This window comes from Bacillus rhizoplanae (assembly GCF_917563915.1).
In the GTDB taxonomy this organism is placed as follows: domain Bacteria; phylum Bacillota; class Bacilli; order Bacillales; family Bacillaceae_G; genus Bacillus_A; species Bacillus_A rhizoplanae.
The window spans coordinates 26,869-50,634 of sequence record NZ_CAKJTI010000027.1 but is presented as its reverse complement, the minus strand read 5'-3'; the positions used below and the strand labels follow the sequence as shown (position 1 = coordinate 50,634).

General features: G+C 37.4%; 23 protein-coding genes and 2 tRNA genes. All 25 read right to left on the bottom strand.

Translation table 11 applies throughout. The features are described from left to right. Positions 1 to 316 precede the first annotated feature (316 nt). The 25 genes from lysS to LRP84_RS18230 all read right to left on the bottom strand — a co-directional run bounded on the left by lysS (position 317) and on the right by LRP84_RS18230 (position 23,681). A complete protein-coding gene (lysS, locus tag LRP84_RS18350; RefSeq protein WP_230576390.1) occupies positions 317 to 1,816 on the bottom strand; it encodes a lysine--tRNA ligase in 1,500 nt (499 codons plus the stop codon). A 165-nt stretch (positions 1,817 to 1,981) separates the two neighbouring features. Beyond that, positions 1,982 to 2,980 carry a tRNA dihydrouridine synthase DusB gene (gene dusB, locus LRP84_RS18345; RefSeq protein ID WP_230576389.1) on the bottom strand — a complete coding sequence of 333 codons (999 nt, stop codon included), beginning with the start codon at positions 2,978 to 2,980 and terminating at the stop codon, positions 1,982 to 1,984. A gap of 23 nt (positions 2,981 to 3,003) precedes the next feature. Continuing rightward, the gene (locus tag LRP84_RS18340; RefSeq protein WP_230576388.1) at positions 3,004 to 3,207 is read right to left on the bottom strand and encodes a helix-turn-helix domain-containing protein; all 204 of its coding nucleotides are present in this window, start codon (positions 3,205 to 3,207) and stop codon (positions 3,004 to 3,006) included. Beyond that, positions 3,159 to 3,674: a 2-amino-4-hydroxy-6-hydroxymethyldihydropteridine diphosphokinase gene (gene folK, locus LRP84_RS18335; RefSeq protein WP_230576387.1), complete on the bottom strand. Its 516-nt coding sequence runs from the start codon at positions 3,672 to 3,674 to the stop codon at positions 3,159 to 3,161. Before folK ends, LRP84_RS18340 begins: the two co-directional genes overlap by 49 nt. Continuing rightward, complete coding sequence (folB, locus tag LRP84_RS18330; RefSeq protein WP_230576386.1) at positions 3,671 to 4,033, bottom strand: dihydroneopterin aldolase; 363 nt, start codon at positions 4,031 to 4,033, stop codon at positions 3,671 to 3,673. The genes folK and folB overlap by 4 nt, the downstream gene beginning before the upstream one ends. A gap of 5 nt (positions 4,034 to 4,038) precedes the next feature. Continuing rightward, positions 4,039 to 4,863 carry a dihydropteroate synthase gene (folP, locus tag LRP84_RS18325; RefSeq protein ID WP_230576385.1) on the bottom strand — a complete coding sequence of 275 codons (825 nt, stop codon included), beginning with the start codon at positions 4,861 to 4,863 and terminating at the stop codon, positions 4,039 to 4,041. Between the two features lies 1 nt (position 4,864). Then, entirely contained in the window at positions 4,865 to 5,737 is an 873-nt protein-coding gene (gene pabC, locus LRP84_RS18320) for an aminodeoxychorismate lyase (protein WP_230576384.1), read from the bottom strand. Beyond that, the gene (gene pabA, locus LRP84_RS18315) at positions 5,731 to 6,318 is read right to left on the bottom strand and encodes an aminodeoxychorismate/anthranilate synthase component II (RefSeq protein WP_230576383.1); all 588 of its coding nucleotides are present in this window, start codon (positions 6,316 to 6,318) and stop codon (positions 5,731 to 5,733) included. Before pabA ends, pabC begins: the two co-directional genes overlap by 7 nt. A gap of 5 nt (positions 6,319 to 6,323) precedes the next feature. Further along, positions 6,324 to 7,721 carry an anthranilate synthase component I gene (gene trpE, locus LRP84_RS18310; RefSeq protein ID WP_230576382.1) on the bottom strand — a complete coding sequence of 466 codons (1,398 nt, stop codon included), beginning with the start codon at positions 7,719 to 7,721 and terminating at the stop codon, positions 6,324 to 6,326. Positions 7,722 to 7,949: 228 nt separating this feature from the next. Next, complete coding sequence (cysK, locus tag LRP84_RS18305) at positions 7,950 to 8,873, bottom strand: cysteine synthase A (RefSeq protein WP_230576381.1); 924 nt, start codon at positions 8,871 to 8,873, stop codon at positions 7,950 to 7,952. 116 nt (positions 8,874 to 8,989) lie between these two features. Continuing rightward, the gene (gene hslO, locus LRP84_RS18300; protein WP_230576380.1) at positions 8,990 to 9,865 is read right to left on the bottom strand and encodes an Hsp33 family molecular chaperone HslO; all 876 of its coding nucleotides are present in this window, start codon (positions 9,863 to 9,865) and stop codon (positions 8,990 to 8,992) included. 6 nt (positions 9,866 to 9,871) lie between these two features. Further along, positions 9,872 to 10,660, bottom strand: a complete 789-nt coding sequence (locus tag LRP84_RS18295) for a type III pantothenate kinase (protein WP_098304956.1) — start codon at positions 10,658 to 10,660, stop codon at positions 9,872 to 9,874. A gap of 330 nt (positions 10,661 to 10,990) precedes the next feature. Further along, complete coding sequence (gene ftsH, locus LRP84_RS18290; RefSeq protein WP_230576379.1) at positions 10,991 to 12,910, bottom strand: ATP-dependent zinc metalloprotease FtsH; 1,920 nt, start codon at positions 12,908 to 12,910, stop codon at positions 10,991 to 10,993. Between the two features lie 86 nt (positions 12,911 to 12,996). Further along, the gene (gene hpt, locus LRP84_RS18285) at positions 12,997 to 13,539 is read right to left on the bottom strand and encodes a hypoxanthine phosphoribosyltransferase (protein ID WP_098304960.1); all 543 of its coding nucleotides are present in this window, start codon (positions 13,537 to 13,539) and stop codon (positions 12,997 to 12,999) included. Then, the gene (gene tilS, locus LRP84_RS18280; RefSeq protein ID WP_230576378.1) at positions 13,536 to 14,966 is read right to left on the bottom strand and encodes a tRNA lysidine(34) synthetase TilS; all 1,431 of its coding nucleotides are present in this window, start codon (positions 14,964 to 14,966) and stop codon (positions 13,536 to 13,538) included. Before tilS ends, hpt begins: the two co-directional genes overlap by 4 nt. Before the next feature lie 339 nt (positions 14,967 to 15,305). Then, positions 15,306 to 17,783, bottom strand: coding sequence for a stage II sporulation protein E (gene spoIIE / locus LRP84_RS18275; RefSeq protein WP_230576377.1), 2,478 nt, complete (start codon positions 17,781 to 17,783; stop codon positions 15,306 to 15,308). A 265-nt stretch (positions 17,784 to 18,048) separates the two neighbouring features. Beyond that, positions 18,049 to 18,120, bottom strand: a tRNA-Glu gene (locus LRP84_RS18270). 11 nt (positions 18,121 to 18,131) lie between these two features. Continuing rightward, positions 18,132 to 18,205 (bottom strand) — tRNA-Met (locus LRP84_RS18265). Between the two features lie 166 nt (positions 18,206 to 18,371). Next, positions 18,372 to 18,854, bottom strand: coding sequence for a S1 domain-containing RNA-binding protein (locus tag LRP84_RS18260; RefSeq protein WP_230576376.1), 483 nt, complete (start codon positions 18,852 to 18,854; stop codon positions 18,372 to 18,374). A gap of 87 nt (positions 18,855 to 18,941) precedes the next feature. Continuing rightward, positions 18,942 to 19,301, bottom strand: a complete 360-nt coding sequence (gene divIC / locus LRP84_RS18255; RefSeq protein ID WP_230576375.1) for a cell division protein DivIC — start codon at positions 19,299 to 19,301, stop codon at positions 18,942 to 18,944. After that, the gene (gene yabQ, locus LRP84_RS18250; RefSeq protein ID WP_230576374.1) at positions 19,298 to 19,951 is read right to left on the bottom strand and encodes a spore cortex biosynthesis protein YabQ; all 654 of its coding nucleotides are present in this window, start codon (positions 19,949 to 19,951) and stop codon (positions 19,298 to 19,300) included. The genes divIC and yabQ overlap by 4 nt, the downstream gene beginning before the upstream one ends. Then, positions 19,948 to 20,256, bottom strand: coding sequence for a sporulation protein YabP (gene yabP, locus LRP84_RS18245; RefSeq protein ID WP_098304970.1), 309 nt, complete (start codon positions 20,254 to 20,256; stop codon positions 19,948 to 19,950). The genes yabQ and yabP overlap by 4 nt, the downstream gene beginning before the upstream one ends. A 54-nt stretch (positions 20,257 to 20,310) precedes the next feature. Continuing rightward, positions 20,311 to 20,592 (bottom strand): RNA-binding S4 domain-containing protein, encoded by a 282-nt coding sequence (locus LRP84_RS18240; protein WP_098304972.1) that lies wholly within the window; start codon positions 20,590 to 20,592, stop codon positions 20,311 to 20,313. A 12-nt stretch (positions 20,593 to 20,604) separates the two neighbouring features. Next, positions 20,605 to 22,068 carry a bifunctional methyltransferase/pyrophosphohydrolase YabN gene (gene yabN / locus LRP84_RS18235; RefSeq protein WP_230576373.1) on the bottom strand — a complete coding sequence of 488 codons (1,464 nt, stop codon included), beginning with the start codon at positions 22,066 to 22,068 and terminating at the stop codon, positions 20,605 to 20,607. 11 nt (positions 22,069 to 22,079) lie between these two features. Then, entirely contained in the window at positions 22,080 to 23,681 is a 1,602-nt protein-coding gene (locus LRP84_RS18230; RefSeq protein ID WP_230576372.1) for a putative polysaccharide biosynthesis protein, read from the bottom strand. Positions 23,682 to 23,766 lie beyond the last annotated feature (85 nt).

Genomic DNA, 23,766 nt, shown 5'->3' with positions numbered 1-23,766 from the left:
CCTGAGCCAGGATCAAACTCTCCAATAAAGTGTTTGTCTAGCATCATAAATAAAAATTGACGTTTCACGTTGTTTGTTTCGTTCAGTTTTCAAAGAACTCACTTGCCGCTCAAAGCGACTTTAATAATATAACATTTCGTTTCTTTTCTGTCAACAACTTTTTTCTTTCAAAGTTGTTTTCCTCGTTGCCGTTCGTGACAACGAATATAAATATATCAGTTCACAAATTAAATTGCAATAGTTTTTTAACTAAAATTTTTCACCTTATAAAATAGTATAAAAATAAAAAGAAAAGCTTTGGAGAAAACTCCAAAGCTTAGTCTTGTTTATGTCTCATTGCCGGGAATAGTAATACGTCACGAATAGACGGTGCATTCGTTAATAACATAACAAGACGATCAATACCAATCCCTAACCCACCTGTAGGAGGCATACCATACTCAAGCGCTTCAATATAATCATCATCCATCATGTGCGCTTCATCATTACCTTGTTCACGCTCTTTTAACTGCGCTTCGAAACGTTCTTTTTGATCAATTGGATCATTTAATTCTGTAAATGCATTCGCATGTTCACGAGCGACAATAAATAACTCAAAACGATCTGTAAAGCGCGGATCTTCTTCATTCTTTTTCGCAAGAGGAGAAATTTCCACTGGATGACCATAAATAAATGTAGGTTGAATTAAATGTTCTTCTACTTTTTGCTCGAAGAACTCATTAATAATATGACCAACTTCCATTGTATCCTTAATTTCTACACCATGCTCTTTCGCTAATGCACGAGCTTCTTCTACGCTCATCGGGCTCCAGAAATCTGCTCCAGAATATTGTTTGATTGCATCTACCATGTGTAGTCTTGTCCACTCTGGCTCTAAATTAATTTCATATTCACCATATTGAACTGTCGTTGTCCCTAACACTTCTTTCGCAATATGAGCAACCATGTTTTCTGTTAGCTTCATGATATCCTTATAATCCGCATATGCTTCATATAATTCAATCATTGTAAATTCTGGATTATGACGAGTTGATACACCTTCGTTACGGAATACACGCCCAATTTCGTACACTTTCTCTAATCCACCCACAATTAGACGTTTTAAATGCAGCTCAATTGCAATACGCATATAGAATTCCATATCTAACGCATTATGATGTGTAATAAACGGACGCGCAGATGCTCCGCCTGCAATAGCATGCAACATCGGTGTTTCTACTTCAAGATAACCATTGTTATCTAAATATCTTCTCATCTCACGAATAATTTTACTGCGAGTTACAAACGTTTCGCGACTTTCCATACTCGTAATTAAATCTAAATAACGTTGACGATAGCGCTGTTCAACATCTTTTAGGCCATGATATTTGTCAGGAAGCGGACGAAGAGATTTTGTTAATAATGTAAAACCAGTCGCTTTAACTGAAAGTTCCCCAACTTTTGTCTTAAATACTTTACCTTCAATCCCTACTAAGTCACCTAAATCTGCCGTATTAAATAGTTCGTACTGCTCATCACCAACCACATCTTTACGAACGTAAATTTGAACTTGTCCATGTAAATCTTGAATATGTGCAAAACCAGCTTTTCCTTTACCGCGTTTTGTCATAATACGACCAGCTATAGAAACAGGAATTTCTTTCTCTTCTAATTCTTCTTTAGAAAGTTCTCCGTACAAGCTGAATAATTCTTTTGTTGAATGTGTACGTTCAAAACGTTTACCAAATGGGTCCATTCCTTGTTCTCGTAAGTTATGTAGCTTCTCGCGACGAACGAGCAATTGATCATTTAATTCTTCGTGGTTCATGTTATCCATGGTATTGATATCACTCCAGCTCTATTAAATTTTACAATATATATAGTATAGCATTTTCTATCCAACTAGAAAAACTGCCAGCAACGCGCTGGCAGTTCTTATTTCTTAGACGTAATTATAGGTAGTAAGAACGGGAATGTCAAACACCCCTTCTATTTCCTGCTATTATCCAACTTGAATAGATTTTTGCTTCGCTTCTACCTCTTCTACAAATGTTGTCAATAAAGAAGCAAGGTCTGCACGTGTATTACAACTATTAATTTCATTACGCACTCTTGCATTACCGCGAACACTCTTTAAATACCACGCAGCATGTTTGCGCATTTCTCGAACTGCAATGTCTTCATTCTTTAGATTAATAAGACGATCTAAATGCAACATACATACATCTATCTTTTCACGCACAGATGGCTCTGGCATTAATTCACCAGTTTCTAAATATTTTACTGTACGGTAAATCATCCATGGATTACCAAGCGCTGCACGACCAATCATTACACCATCTACGCCAACTTCATCTAACATGCGCTTTGCATCTTGCGGTGTTTCTACATCACCATTTCCGATAACCGGAATATTGACAGCTTGTTTTACTTGCTTAATGATATTCCAGTCTGCTTTCCCTTCATACATTTGAACACGAGTACGCCCGTGAACTGCAACCGCCTGACCTCCCGCACGTTCAACTGCCTGAGCATTTTCAATTGCAAAAATGTGGTCTTCATCCCAACCGATACGCATTTTTACTGTAACTGGCTTCTCGACCGCATCTACTACAGCGGCTACCATTTCGTATACCTTGTTCGGATCAAGCAACCACTTTGCACCTGCATCACATTTTGTGATTTTCGGTACTGGACATCCCATATTAATATCAATAATGTCTGCTGTTGTATTTTTATCTACATATTTTGCCGCTTCTACAAGCGTTTCTTTTTCCCCGCCAAAAATTTGCAGACTTAATGGCTTTTCTCTCTCATCAATATATAACATGTCTAGCGTTTTTTGATTGTTAAATAAAATCGCCTTATCACTTACCATTTCCGCACATACTAATCCTGCACCAAATTCTTTTACCGTTAAACGGAATGCAGAGTTACATACCCCTGCCATCGGCGCTAGCACAACCGGATTTTTCATTTCAATGTTTGCAATCCTTAACACCCGATTGCCTCCCTTCGTTATTCCTACTTCGGCATTAATTCTTCTATTGAAACTTTTAATGTCTTCGCAACTTCTGTAACAAAATCGTGAGACGGAACTCGATTCCCTCTCTCCACTTCACCTAAAACAGATACAGATACCCCTAATTCTTTCGCAAACCCTTCTTGTGTATAGCCTTTTAATTTGCGAAAAGCGCGAATGCGTCTTCCCCATTTCTCTGCTTCCATACCGTTACTCCCTCTCGCCTTTTCATTTCTTCTACTTGTGAACGTGAAATGTTTCGGTTAATTTCTTGATTAATTTCCATCAACGGAACGATAACAAAAGCTCTTTCAAACATCCGCGGATGCGGAACAATAAGATTCTCTGCTTCAATATTTTCGTGATTATAGAGCAAAATGTCAAGGTCAATGGTACGAGGTCCCCATTTAATTTTCCTTTTTCTCCCTAGCTCATTCTCCACTTTTTGTGTCACCATCAATAATTCTTGAGGAAATAAATTGGTAGAAATTTTTATAACTAAGTTTAAAAATTGCTCTTGTTCTGTATATCCAACTGGATCCGTTTCATAAACAGATGATACATCCTCAACTTCAATAGCCGGATGCTTACGCAACAACTCTATCGCTTGTGATAAATACGTATAGCGATCATCCATGTTCGAACCCAAAGCAATATAAACTACATTATTCATGTGCGCCCTCTCTCAATCTCAACCGCCACCGCACGGTAATGTCCCGGAATTGGCGGATCTGGTTTAATAACTTTTACAATACAATTCATAATGCAATCGTACCGCTCTAATATATCCCTTGCAATGTTTTCTGCAATACTTTCCAAAAGCTTATATGTTTTCTCTTCTACAACACTTCTACATAACTCGTATAATTCTCCATAATTTACAGAATGCTCTAAGTTATCAGTTGTTCCCGCTCGCTTTAAATCTAACTCTACAGTTAAATCTACCTTAAATCGCTGCCCTAACTTATTTTCTTCAGGAAATACACCATGATAACCGTAGAACTCCATATCATGAACAAAAATTTTATCCAAATCTTTTACCCCCTTAACATAGCATCCATCATCTTCGCCATGCGGGACATCTCTTTCACATCATGCACGCGTACGATTCCACAACCTTTTTGAATACCAAGACAAACCGTCGCACCAGTCCCTTCTAAGCGTTCTTCTACCGGCAAATCTAATGCGTGGCCAATAAACGATTTTCGAGAAGTTGCGAGAAGGAGCGGATACCCCAAAGCTTTCAGCTGTTCTAGATTTCGCATTACTTCTAAATTTTGCTCAAACGTTTTCGCAAATCCAATACCCGGATCTAAAATAATATTCTCATCGCGCACACCTGCATGTTTCGCAATTGTAATACTTTCATGCAGATCAGCAATCATATCCGCCATGAGATTTCGGTAGTTTGTATTATCACGATTATGCATTAGAATAATTGGCACGTCGTAATGTGCTGCTACTTTTGCAATCTCCGGTTCTGCTTTCGCACCCCAAATATCATTAATAATATGCGCTCCGGCTTCAATAGCTTGTTTTGCAACCTCCGCTTTGTACGTATCAATAGATATAGGTACATCTACCGCTTCCGATACAGCTCGAATCATTGGTAAAACACGTCGCAATTCTTCTTCCTCTGACACTTTAGCAAAACCAGGACGAGTAGACTCTCCACCAATATCAATAATATGCGCTCCGTCAATTACCATCTCTTTTGCATGGCGGACAGCTGCTTCCACTTCATTGTAATTACCGCCATCAGAGAAAGAGTCAGGTGTAACATTCAAAATCCCCATAATGAATGTCTTTTCATTTAAATTCAATGCATATTCACCACATTGTATCTCATAACTCAATTGCATATTAGCCATCTCCTCTTAACAATTCATTTCGACTCCAAAGCTTTTCACGGCATGTTTCATATACACGTATAAACTGATTTGTAACAAATCCTTCTTTACCTGGAAAATACATTTCTCCGATGCAACAAAGCGGCACAATTTCCTGGATAGAATTCGTAACAAACACCTCATCAGCCGCAAACAGCTCTTCTTTTAAGAATAACCCTTCTCTCACCTCAAGCCCCAACGTTTCAGCGACTACCAATATAAAAGCACGAGTAATCCCATTTAAAATTCCAGTCTGTAATGACGGTGTATGCAATATGCCATTTTTCACGAAAAAGATGTTCGAAACAATCCCTTCCGCAACACACCCTTCTTTGGTAAGAAAAATTCCTTCTTTCGTAGTTACATTCCCAATCTCACGTTTTCCTAAAATATTATTTAAATAATGATGTGACTTTAAACGAAACTCTCCCTCTGGCGTATTACGAGTTTGCCTTAAAACCACTCCTTCTTTTTCGATTACATCTTCAGGAGCTTGTAAAGGCTTTATAAAAATGATAATAGAAGGCTCTTCGTAAATCCCCGTCTGCAAACCGATTTCACCAACACCAGCAGACACATTCAAACGAACATACGCATTTTGCAAATGATTCCTTACCATTAACTCTTTTAAAATGCTTTTCACATCATCTTTTGTCATTTCCCATGCAATATGCAACGACGAAAGAGCGGTCATAAGCCGCTCATAATGATCATCTAATAAGAACGGATGTCCGTTGTAAATACGAAATGTCTCAAATACGCCAAGACCATATAAATACCCATGATCATACGGAGATATTTTAGCTTCACTCGCCTCAACAAATGAACCGTTCACATAAATTAACATGTAGAAGCACTCCGGCTATAATGACGAATGAAATTTTGTAGCAATTCCTTACCATGGGAAGTCATAATGGATTCCGGGTGAAACTGTACACCTTCAATTGGTAATGTTTTATGACGAAGTGCCATAATTTCTCCTTCCTCTGTCCAAGACGTTACTTCCAAGCACTCTGGTAATGTTTCTTTTTTAACAATTAGAGAATGGTAACGCGTTGCTGTAAACGGATTTGGAATATCAGTAAAAATCGTTTTCTCATCGTGATGCATCAAGGACGTTTTCCCATGCATTAAACGATCGGCACGAACAACATCTCCCCCAAATACTTGAGCAATCGATTGATGCCCTAAACAAACACCAAAAATCGGGATTTCTCCTGCGAAATGTCGAATCACATCCATACTCACCCCGGCTTCATTCGGGCTGCACGGCCCCGGAGAAATCATTAAGAAATCGGGCTGCATTTGTTCAATATCTTCAATTGTAATTTCATCGTTACGCTTGACGATAAGTTCTTGTCCTAGCTCTCCAAGAAATTGTACTAAATTAAACGTAAAGGAATCATAATTATCAATCATTAATATCATTTCGCTCACCTAACCGTTTCTTCGCTACTTTCTTTCGCACGCCATAAAGCTATTGCTTTCTTTAACGACTCTTTATACTCATTTTTCGGATTAGAATCAATAACGATTCCCGCACCTGCTTGTACATACGCTTGTCCATCTTTTGCAAGTAATGTGCGAATAACAATGTTTAATTCCATATCCCCCGAATAACCAATCCACCCAATCGAACCTGTATAAATACCACGGCGAACTGGTTCTAACTCTTCAATAATTTCCATCGTACGAATTTTCGGCGCCCCGGTAATCGTCCCACCTGGAAATACAGCCTTTACACCATCAAAAGCATCTTTTCCTTGCTGTAATTCTCCGCGTACATTTGAAACGATGTGCATAACATGGGAATATTTCTCAATCACCATGAATTCATCTACTTCTACCGTTCCATACTCACAAACACGCCCTAAATCATTTCGCTCTAAATCAACAAGCATAACGTGTTCTGCACGCTCTTTTTCATTTTCAATTAACTCTTTTGCAAGTTCTTGATCTTCTTGCTCATCTTTCCCACGAGAGCGCGTACCCGCAATTGGACGCGTACTCATTTCATTACCTTGCTTTTTAATCAACAATTCTGGTGAAGCACTTACAATTTGGAAATCTCCAAGTTCTAAATAACCCATGTATGGTGATGGATTAATTTCACGAAGCTTCGTATAAACTTCTAGCGGATGCGTTTGCAATGTTTTTTCTTGTCTTGTAGACAAGTTCACTTGAAATACATCTCCCGCCCCAATATACTCTTGAATTCTTTGAACAGCTTCCATAAACTCTTTTTCTGTAAATGAAACTGCTTCTTTATTTGTTTCAGGACGAATAAAAGTCATCGTTACTTCCGGCACTTCTTGTAACCAAAGCTCTTTTAATTCATTTAAGTGCTGCTCAGCTTGTTTCTCATCATTTGTATAATGTGTAATGATCCATAACATTTGTTCTTTCTGATCATAAACAAACACATCATCAAACAATAAGAAAAATATATCTGGTACATTCACATCATCTTTTGCAAGAGAAGGAATTTTCTCAATATAGCGGATGCAATCATAACTAAAATAACCAATCGCACCACCTTGAAATGGCGGATATGCATCATTATGTTCCGTTTTCCATTGTTCCATATATCTTTGCATAAGGTGCAATGGATTCCCCTTTTCTATTGTTTCCTCTCCACTTTCCCATGTATATAATGTGTCATCTTTCCCACGAACGATTGCTACAGGATCAAATCCAGCAATACTATAACGCCCTCCACGACCACTTTCTAAAATGATATGATGAGGTTTATTTTGCGAAAGAAATTTATATTGTTTAAAAAAGTCTAACTGATACGGAACTGAAATAGCTAAAGATTTTCGTCGCTGCATATAAACACCTCGTTTTATTTTATCCCGCATTAACGGGCAGTAAGACCCCCACCTCAAGATTCAGAGAGAAGCGAAGAAGATAGGCGGGGGATAACTGTCCGTAAAAGCCCATTTAGTTTAACTAATACTTATTTTACATGAAGTTTTCTAGTCATTCACTCTTTTCCTATTTTCAAACGAAAAAAGAAAAGCATCCCTTTTTCGAGGGATGCTTTTCATACATTAAGCTTATGATTCAAATTGATAAAGTGGCGTACTTAAGTAACGCTCACCATTACTTGGAATGATAACAAGTACTTTCTTTCCTTTTCCAAGTTTTTTCGCAACTTCTGTCGCTGCATAGATAGCTGCTCCAGAAGAGATACCCACTAAAATACCTTCTTCACGAGCTACTCTTCTTGCATATTCAAATGATTGTTCTGTTTTTACCTGAATCACTTCATCATACACATCTGTATCTAACGTTCCAGGAACAAATCCAGCACCAATTCCTTGAATTTTATGAGGACCCGGTTTTCCACCTGATAGTACCGGGGAATCAGCAGGTTCTACTGCATAAACTTTGATGTCTTTATACTTCTCTTTTAACACTTCACCAGCACCCGTAATCGTTCCGCCTGTACCAACTCCTGAAATGAATGCATCTAATTGATCACCCATCTGTTCCACAATTTCCGGACCTGTAGTTAAACGATGGATCTCTGGATTTGCATCGTTTTGAAACTGTTGAGGTATAAAGTAGCCATGTTCTTTTGATAACTCTGTTGCCTTGCGAATTGCACCGCCCATTCCTTCTGATCCTGGCGTTAACACTAATTCTGCTCCATAAGCACGCAATAAATTACGGCGTTCAACACTCATCGTTTCCGGCATAACCAGAATTGCCTTATATCCTTTGGCCGCCGCTACCATCGCTAAACCAATCCCAGTGTTTCCACTTGTAGGTTCAATAATTGTATCGCCTTCTTTTAATAGTCCTTTTTTCTCAGCATCTTCAATCATCGCTAATGCAATTCGATCTTTTACACTGCTTCCAGGATTCATGAACTCTAGTTTTAAATAAATATCTGCACTGCCTTCTTCTACGATGCGGTTCAATTTAACAATTGGCGTTTTTCCGATTAAATCTGAAACTGATTGTGCCACTCGCATCTCCGTCACTCCCAACACCAAGTATTTTTATTGGATTTATATACATATTGTCAAAGAAAAGGTTATTTGTCAATCTATTTAGATGATTTTAAATAGACAAATAACCCTTTTCTCCCTTACAAACTTTCTATTAAGTTTGTTATATCTTCTTTAGAGAACTTGTATCGTTCGTTACAAAAATGACAATGTACTTCTGTCTCTTCTTCTTCATCACGCACTTGCGTTAATTCTGTTTTTCCTAAACTCATTAATACGCCTTCAATACGCTCACGAGAACATGTACAGTTAAATTGTACATCCATTGTCTCTAAAATCTTCACATTATCTTTGCCTAATAGCTCGTATAGCAACTCTTCTGGGGTTAAACCTTGTTCAACAAGCTTAGAAACAGGCGGAATTTTTTGCAGACGCTCTTCAAGAGCTGTAATTGTCTCTTCTTGCGCACCAGGCATGATTTGTAAAATAAATCCACCTGCAGCTGAAATACTATCATCGCCATTAACAAGAACTCCAACACCAACAGAGGAAGGCGTTTGTTCAGAAACAGCAAAATAATACGTGAAATCTTCTCCTAATTCACCAGAAACAAGCGGAACTTGACCAATAAATGGTTCACGCATACCAATATCTTTAATAACCGTTAAAAAACCCTCTGTTCCTACAGCTTGGTATACACGCAGTTTCCCTTGCTCCGTCGCTTCAAAATCAACATGCGGATTCGTTACATAACCACGTACATCTCCATTCGCATGTGCGTCTACTAAAATCGGACCAACAGGACCATTACCCTCTACTTTAATCGTAAGTTTCTGATCACCTTTAAGCATTGCACCCATCATTGTACCTGCCGTTAAAGAACGACCAAGTGCCGCAGAAGCGGTTCTCCATGTATCGTGACGTCTTTGCGCTTCACTCACCGTATTTGTTGTGTGCACACTATAAGCACGAACTTCTCCATTAAACGCTAGCGCCTTTACTAAATAATCTTTCATTCGCATTTATTCACCTTTCTCGTGTTGTAAATTTGCATTACGCTCATATAACATATATAGACCTTTAAGTGTTAAAAACGGATCGACAATATCAATAACATTCGATTCCTCTGCAATCAATTTTGCTAATCCACCTGTCGCGATAACAGTCGGTTCTTGTTTAGCTTCCTCTTTCATTCGCTTTACAATACCTTCTACTTGTCCAACATAACCATATAAAATACCAGCTTGCATTGCACTTACTGTATTCTTCCCAATGATACTACTTGGTCTTGTAATTTCAATACGCGGTAGTTTCGCTGCTCTATTATATAAAGCTTCAGCTGAAATCATAATACCTGGTGTAATGACACCACCCATATATTGTTTATGTTCGTCAATATAACAATATGTTGTCGCCGTTCCAAAGTCGACTATAATAAGCGGACTTCCATACATTTGAATACCAGCTACCGCATTTACAATGCGGTCAGCCCCTACTTCGCGCGGATTTTCATATTTAATATTTAAACCTGTTTTAATACCAGGCCCCACTACAAGAGGCTTAATTTTAAAATACTTCTCACACATACGCTCTAAAGCAAACATAATAGGCGGTACAACAGAAGAAATAATAATTCCTTTTATATCATGAAAAGTAATTCCTTCGTGTTCAAGTAATTGTTTCACAAGCATCCCATATTCATCTTCCGTTTTATGACGATCTGTTTCCATACGCCAATGTTGAAGAAGCTTACCATTTTCAAACACACCAAGTACTGCATTTGTATTCCCTACATCCAATACGAAAATCATATTCTCACCACTTATCTTATTTAATGTATATTTGTGCAATATGTACAGAACTTATCCTTCTACTTTCAGGCAGTAAGATCCACACCTCAAAATTTAGAAAAGCGAAGAAGATAGATGGGGGAACTGCCCGTAAGAGCCCGATTAGTTCCACTAACCATCAGCCAGAGATGAAGAACCTTCCACTGATAGAAGTTTCACTTTATAACCTCATCATACCATATTTATACACATGCTCAGCTTCCCTATCCTCACCATTTTACAAAAATCCATTTCCCTTTTTCAATGTTTAAGTCCAGTTACATCGCAAAGAAAAAAAAGGAGTGACGATTGTCACTCCTTCGGTTCTTCTTTATCTTCTGGCACTTCATCTTCCTTTTTCATTGAGATGTTCACTTTTACATCACTTTCAGAAGATGTTTTACGCTCCGGTAATGTACCGTGTTCACATAAATGGTTGATTTGCTCTGCATCTAACGTTTCCACTTCAAGTAACGTTTTTGCGATAATATCAAGCTTATCACGGTTTTCAGTAAGAATTTGTTTTGCACGAGCATAACATTCTTTCATAATGCTTTGCATTTCCATATCAATTTCATGCGCAATTGCATCACTGTAGTTTTGTTCAGAATGGAAGTCTCTTCCTAAGAATACTTGACCACCCTGTGAGCTACCAAATTGCATTGGTCCAAGCTTATCACTCATACCGAACTCTGTTACCATGCGTCTAGCTATTCCTGTCGCACGTTGGAAGTCATTATGAGCGCCTGTACTTACTTCTCCAAATACAATTTCCTCAGCCACTCGTCCACCAAGTAGACCAGTAATTTTATCCATCAATTCTGGTTTTGTCATGAAGTAACGATCTTCTTTCGGAAGCATTACTGCATATCCACCAGCTTGACCACGTGGCACAATTGTTACTTTATGAACGATATCTGCTTCGTCAAGTACTACACCAATTACAGTATGTCCTGCTTCATGGAATGCAACAATATTGCGTTCTTTCTCAGAGATAACACGACTTTTCTTAGCTGGACCTGCAATAACGCGGTCAGTTGCTTCATCAATGTCACTCATATCGATCTTCTTCTTATCTTGTCGTGCTGCTACAAGAGCTGCTTCGTTTAATAAGTTTTCAAGATCAGCACCAGAGAAACCTGGTGTACGCGTTGCTATAGCACGTAAGTTAATATTTTCATCAAGCGGTTTGTTGCGGGCATGTACTTTAAGCACCGCTTCGCGACCGTTTACATCTGGACGATCTACCGTAATTTGACGGTCAAAGCGTCCTGGGCGTAATAACGCTGGGTCAAGAATATCAGGTCGGTTTGTTGCAGCAATGATAATAATACCTTCATTTGCTCCGAAACCATCCATTTCTACAAGCAGTTGGTTTAATGTTTGCTCACGCTCATCGTGACCACCACCAAGACCTGCTCCACGTTGACGACCTACCGCATCAATTTCATCAATGAAAATGATACAAGGTGCGTTTTTCTTTGCATTTTCAAATAAGTCACGCACACGAGAAGCACCGACACCGACGAACATCTCTACGAAATCAGAACCACTAATAGAGAAGAATGGAACACCAGCTTCACCTGCAACAGCACGCGCGAGCAATGTTTTACCTGTCCCTGGAGGCCCAACTAATAAAACACCCTTCGGAATACGAGCACCAACCTCCGCAAACTTACGAGGGTCTTTTAAGAACTCTACAACCTCAACAAGCTCTTGCTTCTCTTCATCCGCTCCAGCTACATCTCTAAAACGGACTTTTTTCTTATCATCATTGTATAACTTCGCCTTACTTTTACCAAAGTTCATAACACGGCTACCGCCACCTTGTGCTTGGTTAAGTAGGAAGAAGAATAGAATGAAGATAATTACAAAAGGAATGATGGAAGTGAAGAATGTTACCCAAGCACTTGTTTCTTCTGCTGGTTGATATTTCACTTCTGTACCTGGCGCTTTGTCATTGATTTTCTTTTGTAATTCTTCAGTGTTAGGTGCATAAGTTACAAATTGTTGTTCTTGACTATCTGTACTTAATTGTCCTTTTACTTCAAATACACCATTTTTTGGTTGAAGTTGCACATTACGAACTTCACCCTTTTCAAGTTTGGTAATGAATTTATCGTAGCTAATTGGTTTCGTTTTTTGTGTTGAACCATTAAAGTAACTTACAATACCAATTACCACTAAAAATATTAGTAAATAAAAGATGGTATTACGGAAGATCCGATTCATCCCTAACCTCCTCTCACAGCATACAAACTATAATAGTAAATAGTACCATAGAAAAACTTTCCTATCCAATTGTAATGCTTATATTATTAATTTGAATATACGCTCGGTTTTAATACACCAACATAAGGAAGGTTACGATATTGTTCCTTATAGTCTAATCCATATCCCACAACAAATTCATGTGGAACAGTAAATCCAACATAATCTGCTTGAAGATCAACTTTTCGACCAGACGGCTTATCCAATAATGTTACAATCTTCACAGATTTTGCTTTACGATATTTAAACAAATCTACTAAGTAGCTTAATGTAAGACCGCTGTCGATAATATCTTCTACGATTAAAATGTCGCGTCCTTCTACAGAAGTATCTAGATCCTTTAAAATTTTCACTTCACCAGTTGAAACAGTAGAATGACCGTAGCTAGATACAGCCATAAAATCCATTTCAAGATATGTATCTGTTCGCTTTAATAAATCTGCCATAAATGGCATTGCACCTTTTAATACACCGATTGCAAGAGGTACTGTATTTTTATAATCCTCTGCAAGAATTGCACCTAATTCCCTTACCTTGTCTTGTATTTGCTCTTCAGAAATTAATACTTTTTCAATATCTTGATTCATCATTTGACTATCCTCCTGGAAGACTCCTTGCTTTTGTAATGAATAATAATATATGTATCCTTATCTACTGTTTCTTGCGAAATAGCAAATGCAGATCTTTTCAACAATGGAACCCAAATAATATTTCCGCTGGCATCACAAACAATTGGCCAGTCTGCTCTTTTTTCCTTCGGTACTTTCGCCTCGATAAAAATGGACTTTATCTTTTTCGTGCCATTCATACCTTGTATCGACATTCGATCCCCGTTTTCTCTCGAACGAACAATAAGTGGATATGCTATTTCATTATGTTTTGCAATAAACGTCATATCATTCACCATAATAGGCACGCAATTGCTGATCTCCACTTCGAGCTCATCACCATTTACTAATGTTACCTTTCCCGGCACTTGTAACACACAAGGAGAAAAAGTAGCTTTTTCTTCTCTAAATCGGAAACTACATTCTTCATATGTACGAACAATCTCCAATCCGCTAGGAAAATGAAGCATACCAGAAGGGTGGGTTCGTTTGAAAAACTCAATCACCTTGTCAATATGTACAGAAGAAAGTGAAGATGGAATCTTATATTCATAAAGATAGTTTAATATTAGTTGAATCCCTCTCCTTTGTAAAGGTATAGGCATAGATTCAAATGCAGGAATTGATAAGACCATTCTTTTTGCGTCTTTTTTCTTAATTACTTTATTCATTTTTTCAAAAGCTAATTCCTGCAAATATGCTTCATCCTCTTGCATAGACGTACTAAAAGCTTGAAAACGTTCATGAACATTTGGATTCTCCTGCTTTAAATGAGGAAGAACGTGTTTTCGCAATCGATTCCGTGTATACGTTTCCTTTGTATTACTAGGGTCAATGCGAGGTTCAACATCTTTTCTGTTGCAATAATCAAGAATTTCTTCTTTCGTTACCGCCAGCAAAGGCCGAATCAAAAAACCTTTATTGAAAGCGCGCTTTGCAAGAATTCCAGCATAACCTTGCGGAGTACTTCCACGTACAAGACGCATTAAAATTGTCTCAACCTGATCATCACCATGATGACCAAGAGCTAAATACTGTGCATTATACTTTCTCATTATTCTTTCCAAAAATGCATATCGACATTCTCTTGCCGCAACTTGTGCACTCATTCGATTTTGTTTTTGATATCGCGTCACATCAATTTGTGTTGTTTCACAGGTAACACTAAGATTGTCACACAACTGTTTCACAAATTGTAAATCTTCCTGCGATTCCTCGCCGCGAAACATATGATCAACGTGAGCGACTACAATTTGCAACTGCTTCTCTTCACGCTTCTCCAACAAATAGAAGAAAAGCGCTAAAGAATCTGGCCCTCCTGATACACCTACGACAACGGTAGAATGTGCCTCTAACAAATCATGCCTTTCTACAAAAGCATCTACCTTTTTAACAAATTCATCTTTCAATGCTGCAATCACCTTTCATCGAGCTAAAACGATAGCATACCTTGATATAATGGTACAACTTTTACAGACTTTCTGCAAAACAAAGATGTATAAATTTCACAATTTATCTTACATATAAATTTTTTCTTCAGACTCGAAAATAAGTAAAATTAAACATGCGAATATATAACAAACAGGCCTCAGGTATATTCCTGAGCCCTGCTCCAACAGACAATAAGACTCCCACCTCAAGATTATGAGAAATCAAGGAAGATAGGCAGGAGATCACTACTGGCATTCGCCCGATTGGTTCAACTAACTATCAACGAGGATAAAGTCCTCATTAATAGAAGTTTCACTTTATTGTGCTTGTTTACTAACAATAGGAATTGTCGCCCATTTCGGCATATTCTTTTTTATCTTCGCTACCACAATTGTCATATCATCATTAATATATCCATTGTCAGTGCGAATTACATCTTCCATAATAATATCAGCAATCTCTTGTGGATCTTCCGTTTCCAATTCTTTAATCTTCCGCTTCATCCACACTTCATGATTCTCTACATGTTTTGCACCTTCAAAAATCCCATCACTCATCATTACTAAAATATCACCGGATTTCAATTGTTCACCAACAACATCTACTTCAAAATCTTCAATAATTCCCATCGGTAAATTACTTGCTTCTATTTGAAATACCTGATTGCCACGTTTTATAAAACTTGGAGTAGAACCAATCTTTAAAAACTTAGCATTTGCATCACGTAAATCAATCATCGCTAAATCTAATGTTGTAAACATTTCTTCTGTCGTTCGCAATGAAAGAATAGAATTAATCGATTTAATTGCAATTTCCTCATCAATACCTGATTGCAATATCTTTTGCAGTAACTTAACCGTTTCTTTACTTTCCATATGCGCACGCTTTCCATTTCCCATCCCATCGCTAATAGCAAGCGCATATTTCCCTACACTTAATTCCATCATGGCATAGGAATCACCAGATACAAATCCTCCTCCTTTAGCCGCCGTAGCAAGCCCTGTATCTACAGAAAATGTTTTCGCTGAACCAAATGATACTGTACTGTAACCATTCGGATATGCCGATTGTTCTTCATGTTTCACAACAACTGTTTCTCGTAAAATATCAGACAACATTGGAGCAACAAGCTTTTCGCACTCTCCATGCTGATTACATGCAGCAGGAATCAGCATTTCAATGTCAATGCTCCCTCGATCTAAACAATAAATATCAACGTGTTCAACCTCTACTCCGAAGTCACGAAATGCTTGTAAAATTTGTTCCTCTTGTACTTGATGATTCTCCCTTTCCTTTTGAATCTCTTTAGAAAAATCCGCCATTACTTTCGAAACACCCATAAGTTGTTCCACAACAATTCTACGATTATCTCGCATTTGTTTCCTTAACTTTTGTCCTTCATAAAAATGCCCTAATTCACCTTCTATTAAACCTGTTACTTTTGCTCCCCTCACACAATATTTTTCAAAATCACGAAGCAGTTTACGATTATGCTGCAATGTACCTTCCTCTGTTTCATCCATAAGTTGCCTCATATAATCGTATGTTTTATCAAAATTCACAACCCAACATTGATCCTTCTTAAAGCATGTTTGGCATGTCTTGGCAGTAATTGTACTTAAAAATAAATCCGTCTCCGTATCCTTATCCTCATCTCCTACATATCCGTATACAGAAAAACTATTAGATAACGCTTCAAACACATTTGCAAACTGATTAATTTTATTTGCCGTTACATCACGCATTCTTCGCAAATATTGCTGTTGGTCATTAGAATGCTCCTGTGTTCCCGGCATATACTTAGAAAGACGTTCAATGATGAATTTAGGCATCAATAAAAATAAAGCAATCGCTACACCTGATTCTAACAAAGTCGTCACAATACTTGCTTGTTTATCTACGTATAACGTAATTAAACTTGTGCCAATTAACAAACCTAAACTTACACCTATTCGCCTTCCTTCTTTCAATAACCCTCCTAACAACCCAGAAAACGCCAATAAACTCAATTGATATAAGCTCGCTGCATTCGCTAAACTTAAAATTAAACCCATTACAACACCTACTGTAGAGCCTGTTGCTGCTCCTGCTACAAAGGCAAATACTAATACTAAATATCTCGTAAAAATATGCTGAACTGATAAATCATAAATGAACCAATCCGTTGTACCTGTTAGTACAGATGCCAGCAATATAATTAAACAAACAATTTCTTCTGTTTCTAATGATTGTTGTTTTCCTTTTCGCTCTATTAAAAGTGGAACACTTTGCAAGAAAATCATCGTTAGTACGAAGCTTAATCCTGCTTCAATTGTACTAACCAACAAATCATACATACCAATTGCGCCTTGCGTGAAATAGACAACGATGAGATGAGCCGTTAATGCAGAAATAAATACTTGAAACGGTACAAGTCCAATCGTCTTACTTGTAAAACGACTAAAGAAGATATTATAGATGAAGAATGTAAATATAGATGCAAAGGCAAAGAATAGATTTTCTAATGAAACTGAAAATGCACCAGCCATTAAGGCGAGGAATGCAAGAGCCATTTTATCGCGTTTCATCACATATACAGCAGCGAAAAACGGCAAAGCAAAAGGTAAAATGTTCGTTAAAATATATGCTCGTCCTAAAAGAAAACCAACTAACGCAACCACGAATCCCCACCGAAAGAAAATTTGTTCCAGCTTCACTCTTAGTTTGCTTGTCCACTTTACAGCTGTCATTTGTCCACGACCTATAGCAAGCGTACTAGAATTCGAACTGACAGTATTCCTTCCTGCTCTTGGCATACTTTGAACACCACCCGCATATTTTATTACTTGTAATTATAAAAGGCATTTTACGGAATTTTTGTCAAAATAACAGTTTGTAGTACAATAATTGTTCGACTTTTTATACAAAATAGCACCATATATATACAGGCTTACACTTAAAGACCTCATCGAGTGATTGAATTTTCAGAAAATAATAGTTGTTTTTGTAGAAGAAACGCATAACATTCACAATTTCTCAATAAAAAAAGATCATGCATATTTGCATGATCTTTTTCATCTATGACCCGTACGGGATTCGAACCCGTGTTACCGCCGTGAAAGGGCGGTGTCTTAACCACTTGACCAACGGGCCGTTAAAAAATATAGCGGCGGAGGGGATCGAACCCCCGACCTCACGGGTATGAACCGTACGCTCTAGCCAGCTGAGCTACACCGCCATGTCGTATTTAACGGACAATTAGTATAATATCTTAAATAGCATTTAAAGTCAACGTATTTTAAATATTTTTTTATTCTTTTTTCTACACGCTGTTTTCACCATAAAAAAGCACCCTGAGTGAACACTCTGGGTGCTTCTCTTTATTTTAAAATAAACAGCAAGTTTTATCCGCGACGAGCGCCACGGCCGCCACGTTTTGACTCCGTATTACGCTTTAAAGAAGTTAAACGGTCTTCACTGTCTTTTAAAAAGCGAGCCATCTTTTGCTCAAATGTTTCTTTTTGGTTGCGGTTATCATTGCCACCGCGATTATCTCGGTTAAAAGAGCGATTGCGTTGTGGACGTCCAGCACGTTGATTATCGCGTTGATTATCGCGTTGATTATCGCGTTGCTCACCTTCTGTTCTTTCACGTTCTTTCGCTTTTTTAATAGATAAACCAATTTTACCGTCTTTTTCAACGTTAATAACTTTTACTTCTACTTGATCACCTACTTTTAAGTGATCATTAATATCTTTTACATAATTATCAGCAACTTCACTAATATGAACAAGACCTGTTAATCCTTCTGGCAGCTCTACAAAAGCCCCAAAATTCGTAATACCTGTTACTTTACCCTGTAACTTGCTGCCTACCTCGATTGACATAAAAAAAACGCTCCTCCTTAGTGGTTAAAAAGTCAAATTTTACTTCATTATATATAATCTTAAAATATAGTGTCAATACAACACCCACTACTTAGAAATAGGAAAAATTATCTCTTCAGGCTTTGAGAAGTAATAATCTCTTCTAGCAATCTCTAAAACGTAGTCCTCGTCATGTAACTTTTGGACTTCATCTTTCAGCTTCTTCTCTTTCGTCGTTAACGTATCCATTTCTTTTTTTAGCTCTTTTACTTTTGCTTCTTTAGCATTAATCGCACTATTTTGTTTATAAAACGTCACACTGACACTTACAATAATTACAAAAGCAAACACAAAAAATAAAGCTAATCGACGATACAAGCGCTTCTTACTTTCGTTCGATTGTATTATATGTTCTTTGGCGGAAATTGGATTCTGTCCCGATACATATCTTTGCCTTAGTTCCCTCATTTCCGAGGTCCCCCTAACTTCTTTTTTATATGTTCCCAAATTAGGAATATATGCTTCTTCATTTTCTTGACATATTTTAAAAGTCCTGCTTGTCTCTTTATAAAAATTTTAACACGGTTAGGGAGAAGTTTCCATATAACAAAAAAAACAAATCGAACAGGAATAAGAATACTTTTCCATATTAAACGTAATATTGCTATAATAAATCGCCACAACCCCATTCCAAATCCAACCAAAAGACGGAATAAAAATAAAGCAAGCGCTATAATTAAATGAATCAAAATTGTAATTGGCTTAACAATAAATAATTGGAAAACACGAACACAAAAATAAAATGTTTGAACAAAAATGTGAATCAGAAAATTTAACACTTTCATGTACAATGACTTTAACAAACTTTGATATGCAGCAAACCCACAAAGCAATGCTAAAAATACGTACATACGTAACTCTGCTTCATTTACAAGCAATAGCACATAGAATACAAAAAGAGCTTGGACAATCCAAAATAAAATATCATAAATAAATACAAGCCAACGCTTTCGCTCTCCGCGCTTCAAAAAACGATGATACGTATCTAAAGCTGCTCCAAGCGAAGCGCCCATTCCAATCATCGAAAGCATTGTATATAATTGAATAGTTAGGCTCATTTAAACAACTTGCTAAAGAATCCTTTAGCTTTCTCCCCTTGATGCTCATCAATGTAAGCCATCTCATATATTTTTCCTTTAATGGATACAAGTCCTTTTTCAACATCAAGGTTTTTCATTTGCAGATTTTGACCACGTATTGTTAAAAATCCCATAACTGTTTCTAATAAAAATTCTTCGCTATCAAAACTTTCTACTTGCTTGACTCCTGTAATATCGAGAATGCGTCTTCCTCTCATTACGACATCATGTTCTACAGTAACATTTTGTTGATTAGAAGACGACATTGAATAGCCTTTGTTCACGTCCATCCCCCCATAACTTTATACTAGTACCAATGTATGAGGAGACAAAATTATTTAGAACAAGCTATCTTCTGCTTTTACTTCAACTTTCTCTTCACGAACAACAGTGTATAAATTTGCAGCATCTTCTTTTTTGGTCGTTTCTTTTAGTTCATTAATTTTCACAGTAACAATTTTTTGGCCAAAACGAATTGTTAATTCGTCTTCTACCTTTACAGTTGAACTGGCTTTTGCAGCCTGGCCATTAATCATAATGCGGCCTTGATCCGCAACTTCTTTTGCTAACGTTCTTCTTTTGATAAGACGAGATACTTTTAGAAATTTATCTAAACGCATGACGACTCCCCCTTATTCGTTCTCTATTCGTTTTGCCTCTTCCCATAGTGCATCGAGCTCTTTTAAAGAAAGATCTTGCATTTCTTTCTCCATACTAGCAACCTTTGCTTCCATGTATAAAAAACGACTCATAAATTTTTCATTTGTTTTATGAAGCGCTTCTTCTGGATTGATTTTATAGTAGCGGGCAATATTTACAAATGCAAATACTAAGTCACCAAATTCCGCTAACATCTTCTCTTCATCCATAGCTGTCACTTCACGTTGAAATTCTTCCCATTCTTCTCCTACTTTTTCCATCATTGGCTCGACATCATCCCAATCAAAACCAACCTTTGCGGCTTCTTTTTGAATTTCATAAGCGCGCATTAGCTGAGGTAAACTTTTAGGAATGCCTGATAAAATAGACTCTTTTATACTTCCTTTTTCCTGTTTCTTAATTTCTTCCCAATTCACAACAACATCAGCAGCAGTCTCTACACTAACATCTCCGAATACATGAGGATGACGACGCACCATTTTTTCAGACAACGTACGAATTACATCATCAATCGAGAACCAACCTTCATCTTCGCCAATTTGTGCATGAAGCATAACTTGTAAGAGAACATCACCAAGCTCTTCAACAAGATGATCATCATCTTCCTCATCAATAGCCTCTAACACTTCATATGCTTCTTCAATTAAATATTTCTTTAACGATTGATGCGTTTGTTTTTTATCCCACGGACATCCATTTGGTCCACGCAACTCTGCAATAATATTTCGCAATACATCAAATTGTTGGTATAGCGATTGGCGATTTAACACAGGCGGCACGTACACACTCGTTAAATTGTTAAGTTCTGCCTCATGATCTAATAAATAAAGCGGCACTTTTTTCACTTGTTCAAATGATGTTCCAGCTGCGGTTACAATATATACTTCATAATCATCTGGAAGCATTTCCATTAACGTTAGTTTGACTTCAGATGCTATAAATGCATCGTACACTTGGCAGAAAATCAAGTGCTGACGAAGTTCTAATTGTCCTCGCTCGAACGACGTTGCATCAATCAACTGAAATCCTTCAATCGGGTCGATTTTCAAACTTGCAAACATTGGATCTAAAAAGCTTTGTCCACCTTCGATACGCACATCAATATTCTCTTTTTCTCCTTTTTGCAGCAAAAGTTGTACAGTACGCTCTGCCACAAGCGGATGCCCTGGAACTGCATATAAAATATCAGTGTCCTTAGCTTTTTCAATCAATGTGTTAGAAATTGTTTCATACACTTCATCAAATGTATCATACGCTTCATATACAGCATCAAAAGATGTGTATAATACACCTTCTTTCTCCAGTTCCATTATAACTGGATGCTCTTTTGTTCGAACATACATATGTGCCGCTTCTTTTACTTTGCGATATACGCCCATTGTAAGCTGATCTAATTCACCAGCCCCTAATCCTAAAATCGTAATTGTTCGTTTCATAATATCCACCTCTATCCACTCTTCTTCAACGAAGTTTGTACTTTTTCATGTTTCATAACTGATCCAAGTTCCTGCGCTGTAAATACACGAAACTTTAAAATAAGAAATACATATAGTAGGCCACCGACACCGATACCGAGCAGCGCTTGAATCATTGCGATACCTCTATGTTCATCGGTGGCTTGTAACCCCAGCCAATCAAACATATACATAAATCCAGCAAGCACTAACACCATACTTAAAGCTCCAATTGTCACACCTACAATGGACTTTCTTTGCATAAGCGACTCGTTAACAACTCGAATCAGCAATATGCTATTCAGTAATGCAATGCACATCAATGCAACCACAGTTGCAATCGCTGCACCGATTACACCAAAATGCGGCATGAGTATACAATTGAGTAATAATTTCACACATGCACCAATTACAACAAATAAAGCTGGCTTTACCGTTTGTCCCAATCCTTGCAAAATAGATGCTGTTGTAATTGCGAGCGAACTAAACAAGATAGAGATAGATAAAACCCCTAGCACATCGGAACCAGCGCTATTCTCAAATAGCATAATATTTGCCGGACGAATGATACTCGCAAGTCCTAACGATGCAGCAAGTCCAATCACAAATGTAATTTTCATTGCTAGCTGTACTTTTTCGCGAATAAATACATAATCTCCTCTCTCTTTTGCAGCTGTAATCATCGGAATTAAAGAAAGGGAAAACGACGTTGTCACGACTGTCCCGAGCTGCATAAGAGGAATACCGCGATCGTATATACCTTTTAACATTTTTGCTATTTCTACCGGCTCTCCGTTCTGAACAAGTAAACTATAAAATGAAATAGAATCCGCCATTTGCATAAAAATTAAAACTAAATTACTAATACAAATAGCAATTCCTTGCCAAAACAATGTACGAATAATGACCTTTTTATTGCGAATCACCTTAAAACTTCGCAAAAAAATAGCACGAAAATCATTTCGCAAATAAAAAAATAATACAATTACACCGATCAAGCCACCTGCTACAGAACCAAACATAGCGCCTGCTCCCACCGTATATAAATCGAATCCTTTTGTTATAAGGAATAATGATAGAAATACAATAATGGATACACGAATCGTTTGTTCTATTACTTGCGATACAGCTGTCGGCACCATATTTCCAAATCCTTGAAAATAACCACGTGCTACAGAAAGAAATGGCATTAATAAAAAAGAAAATGCAATCGTACGAATTAACTTGTCCAAATGAGCATCTCCCATTAAAGATGCAATTGTATGTGCCCCAAAAAACAATACAATAAACCCAATGCTTCCGATAACTAATAAAAACCAAAAAGAAATACATATAATGGACTCTGCTTCTTTTCGTTCTCCTCGTTCTAAACGCTCTGCAATCATTTTTGAAATAATGATCGGGAAACCATATGTCGCTAAAATTAAACAAAACCCGTAAAACGGGTAAATTTGCTGATAAATGTAAAAGCCAATATCACCAGCTATATTTTGATATGGAATACGGTAAAAAGCGCTTAATACTTTTGTAACAAAGCTCGCAATTGTTAATATAATCGCTCCGCGCCAAAAAGCGTGGTACTTCTTCGTCTCCATGACCATACAATCTCCCTTTTTTCTATACTCATCCTACGTATTATATCACAAAGAAAAAAGCGGCCTTCGACTTTGAATACTATCA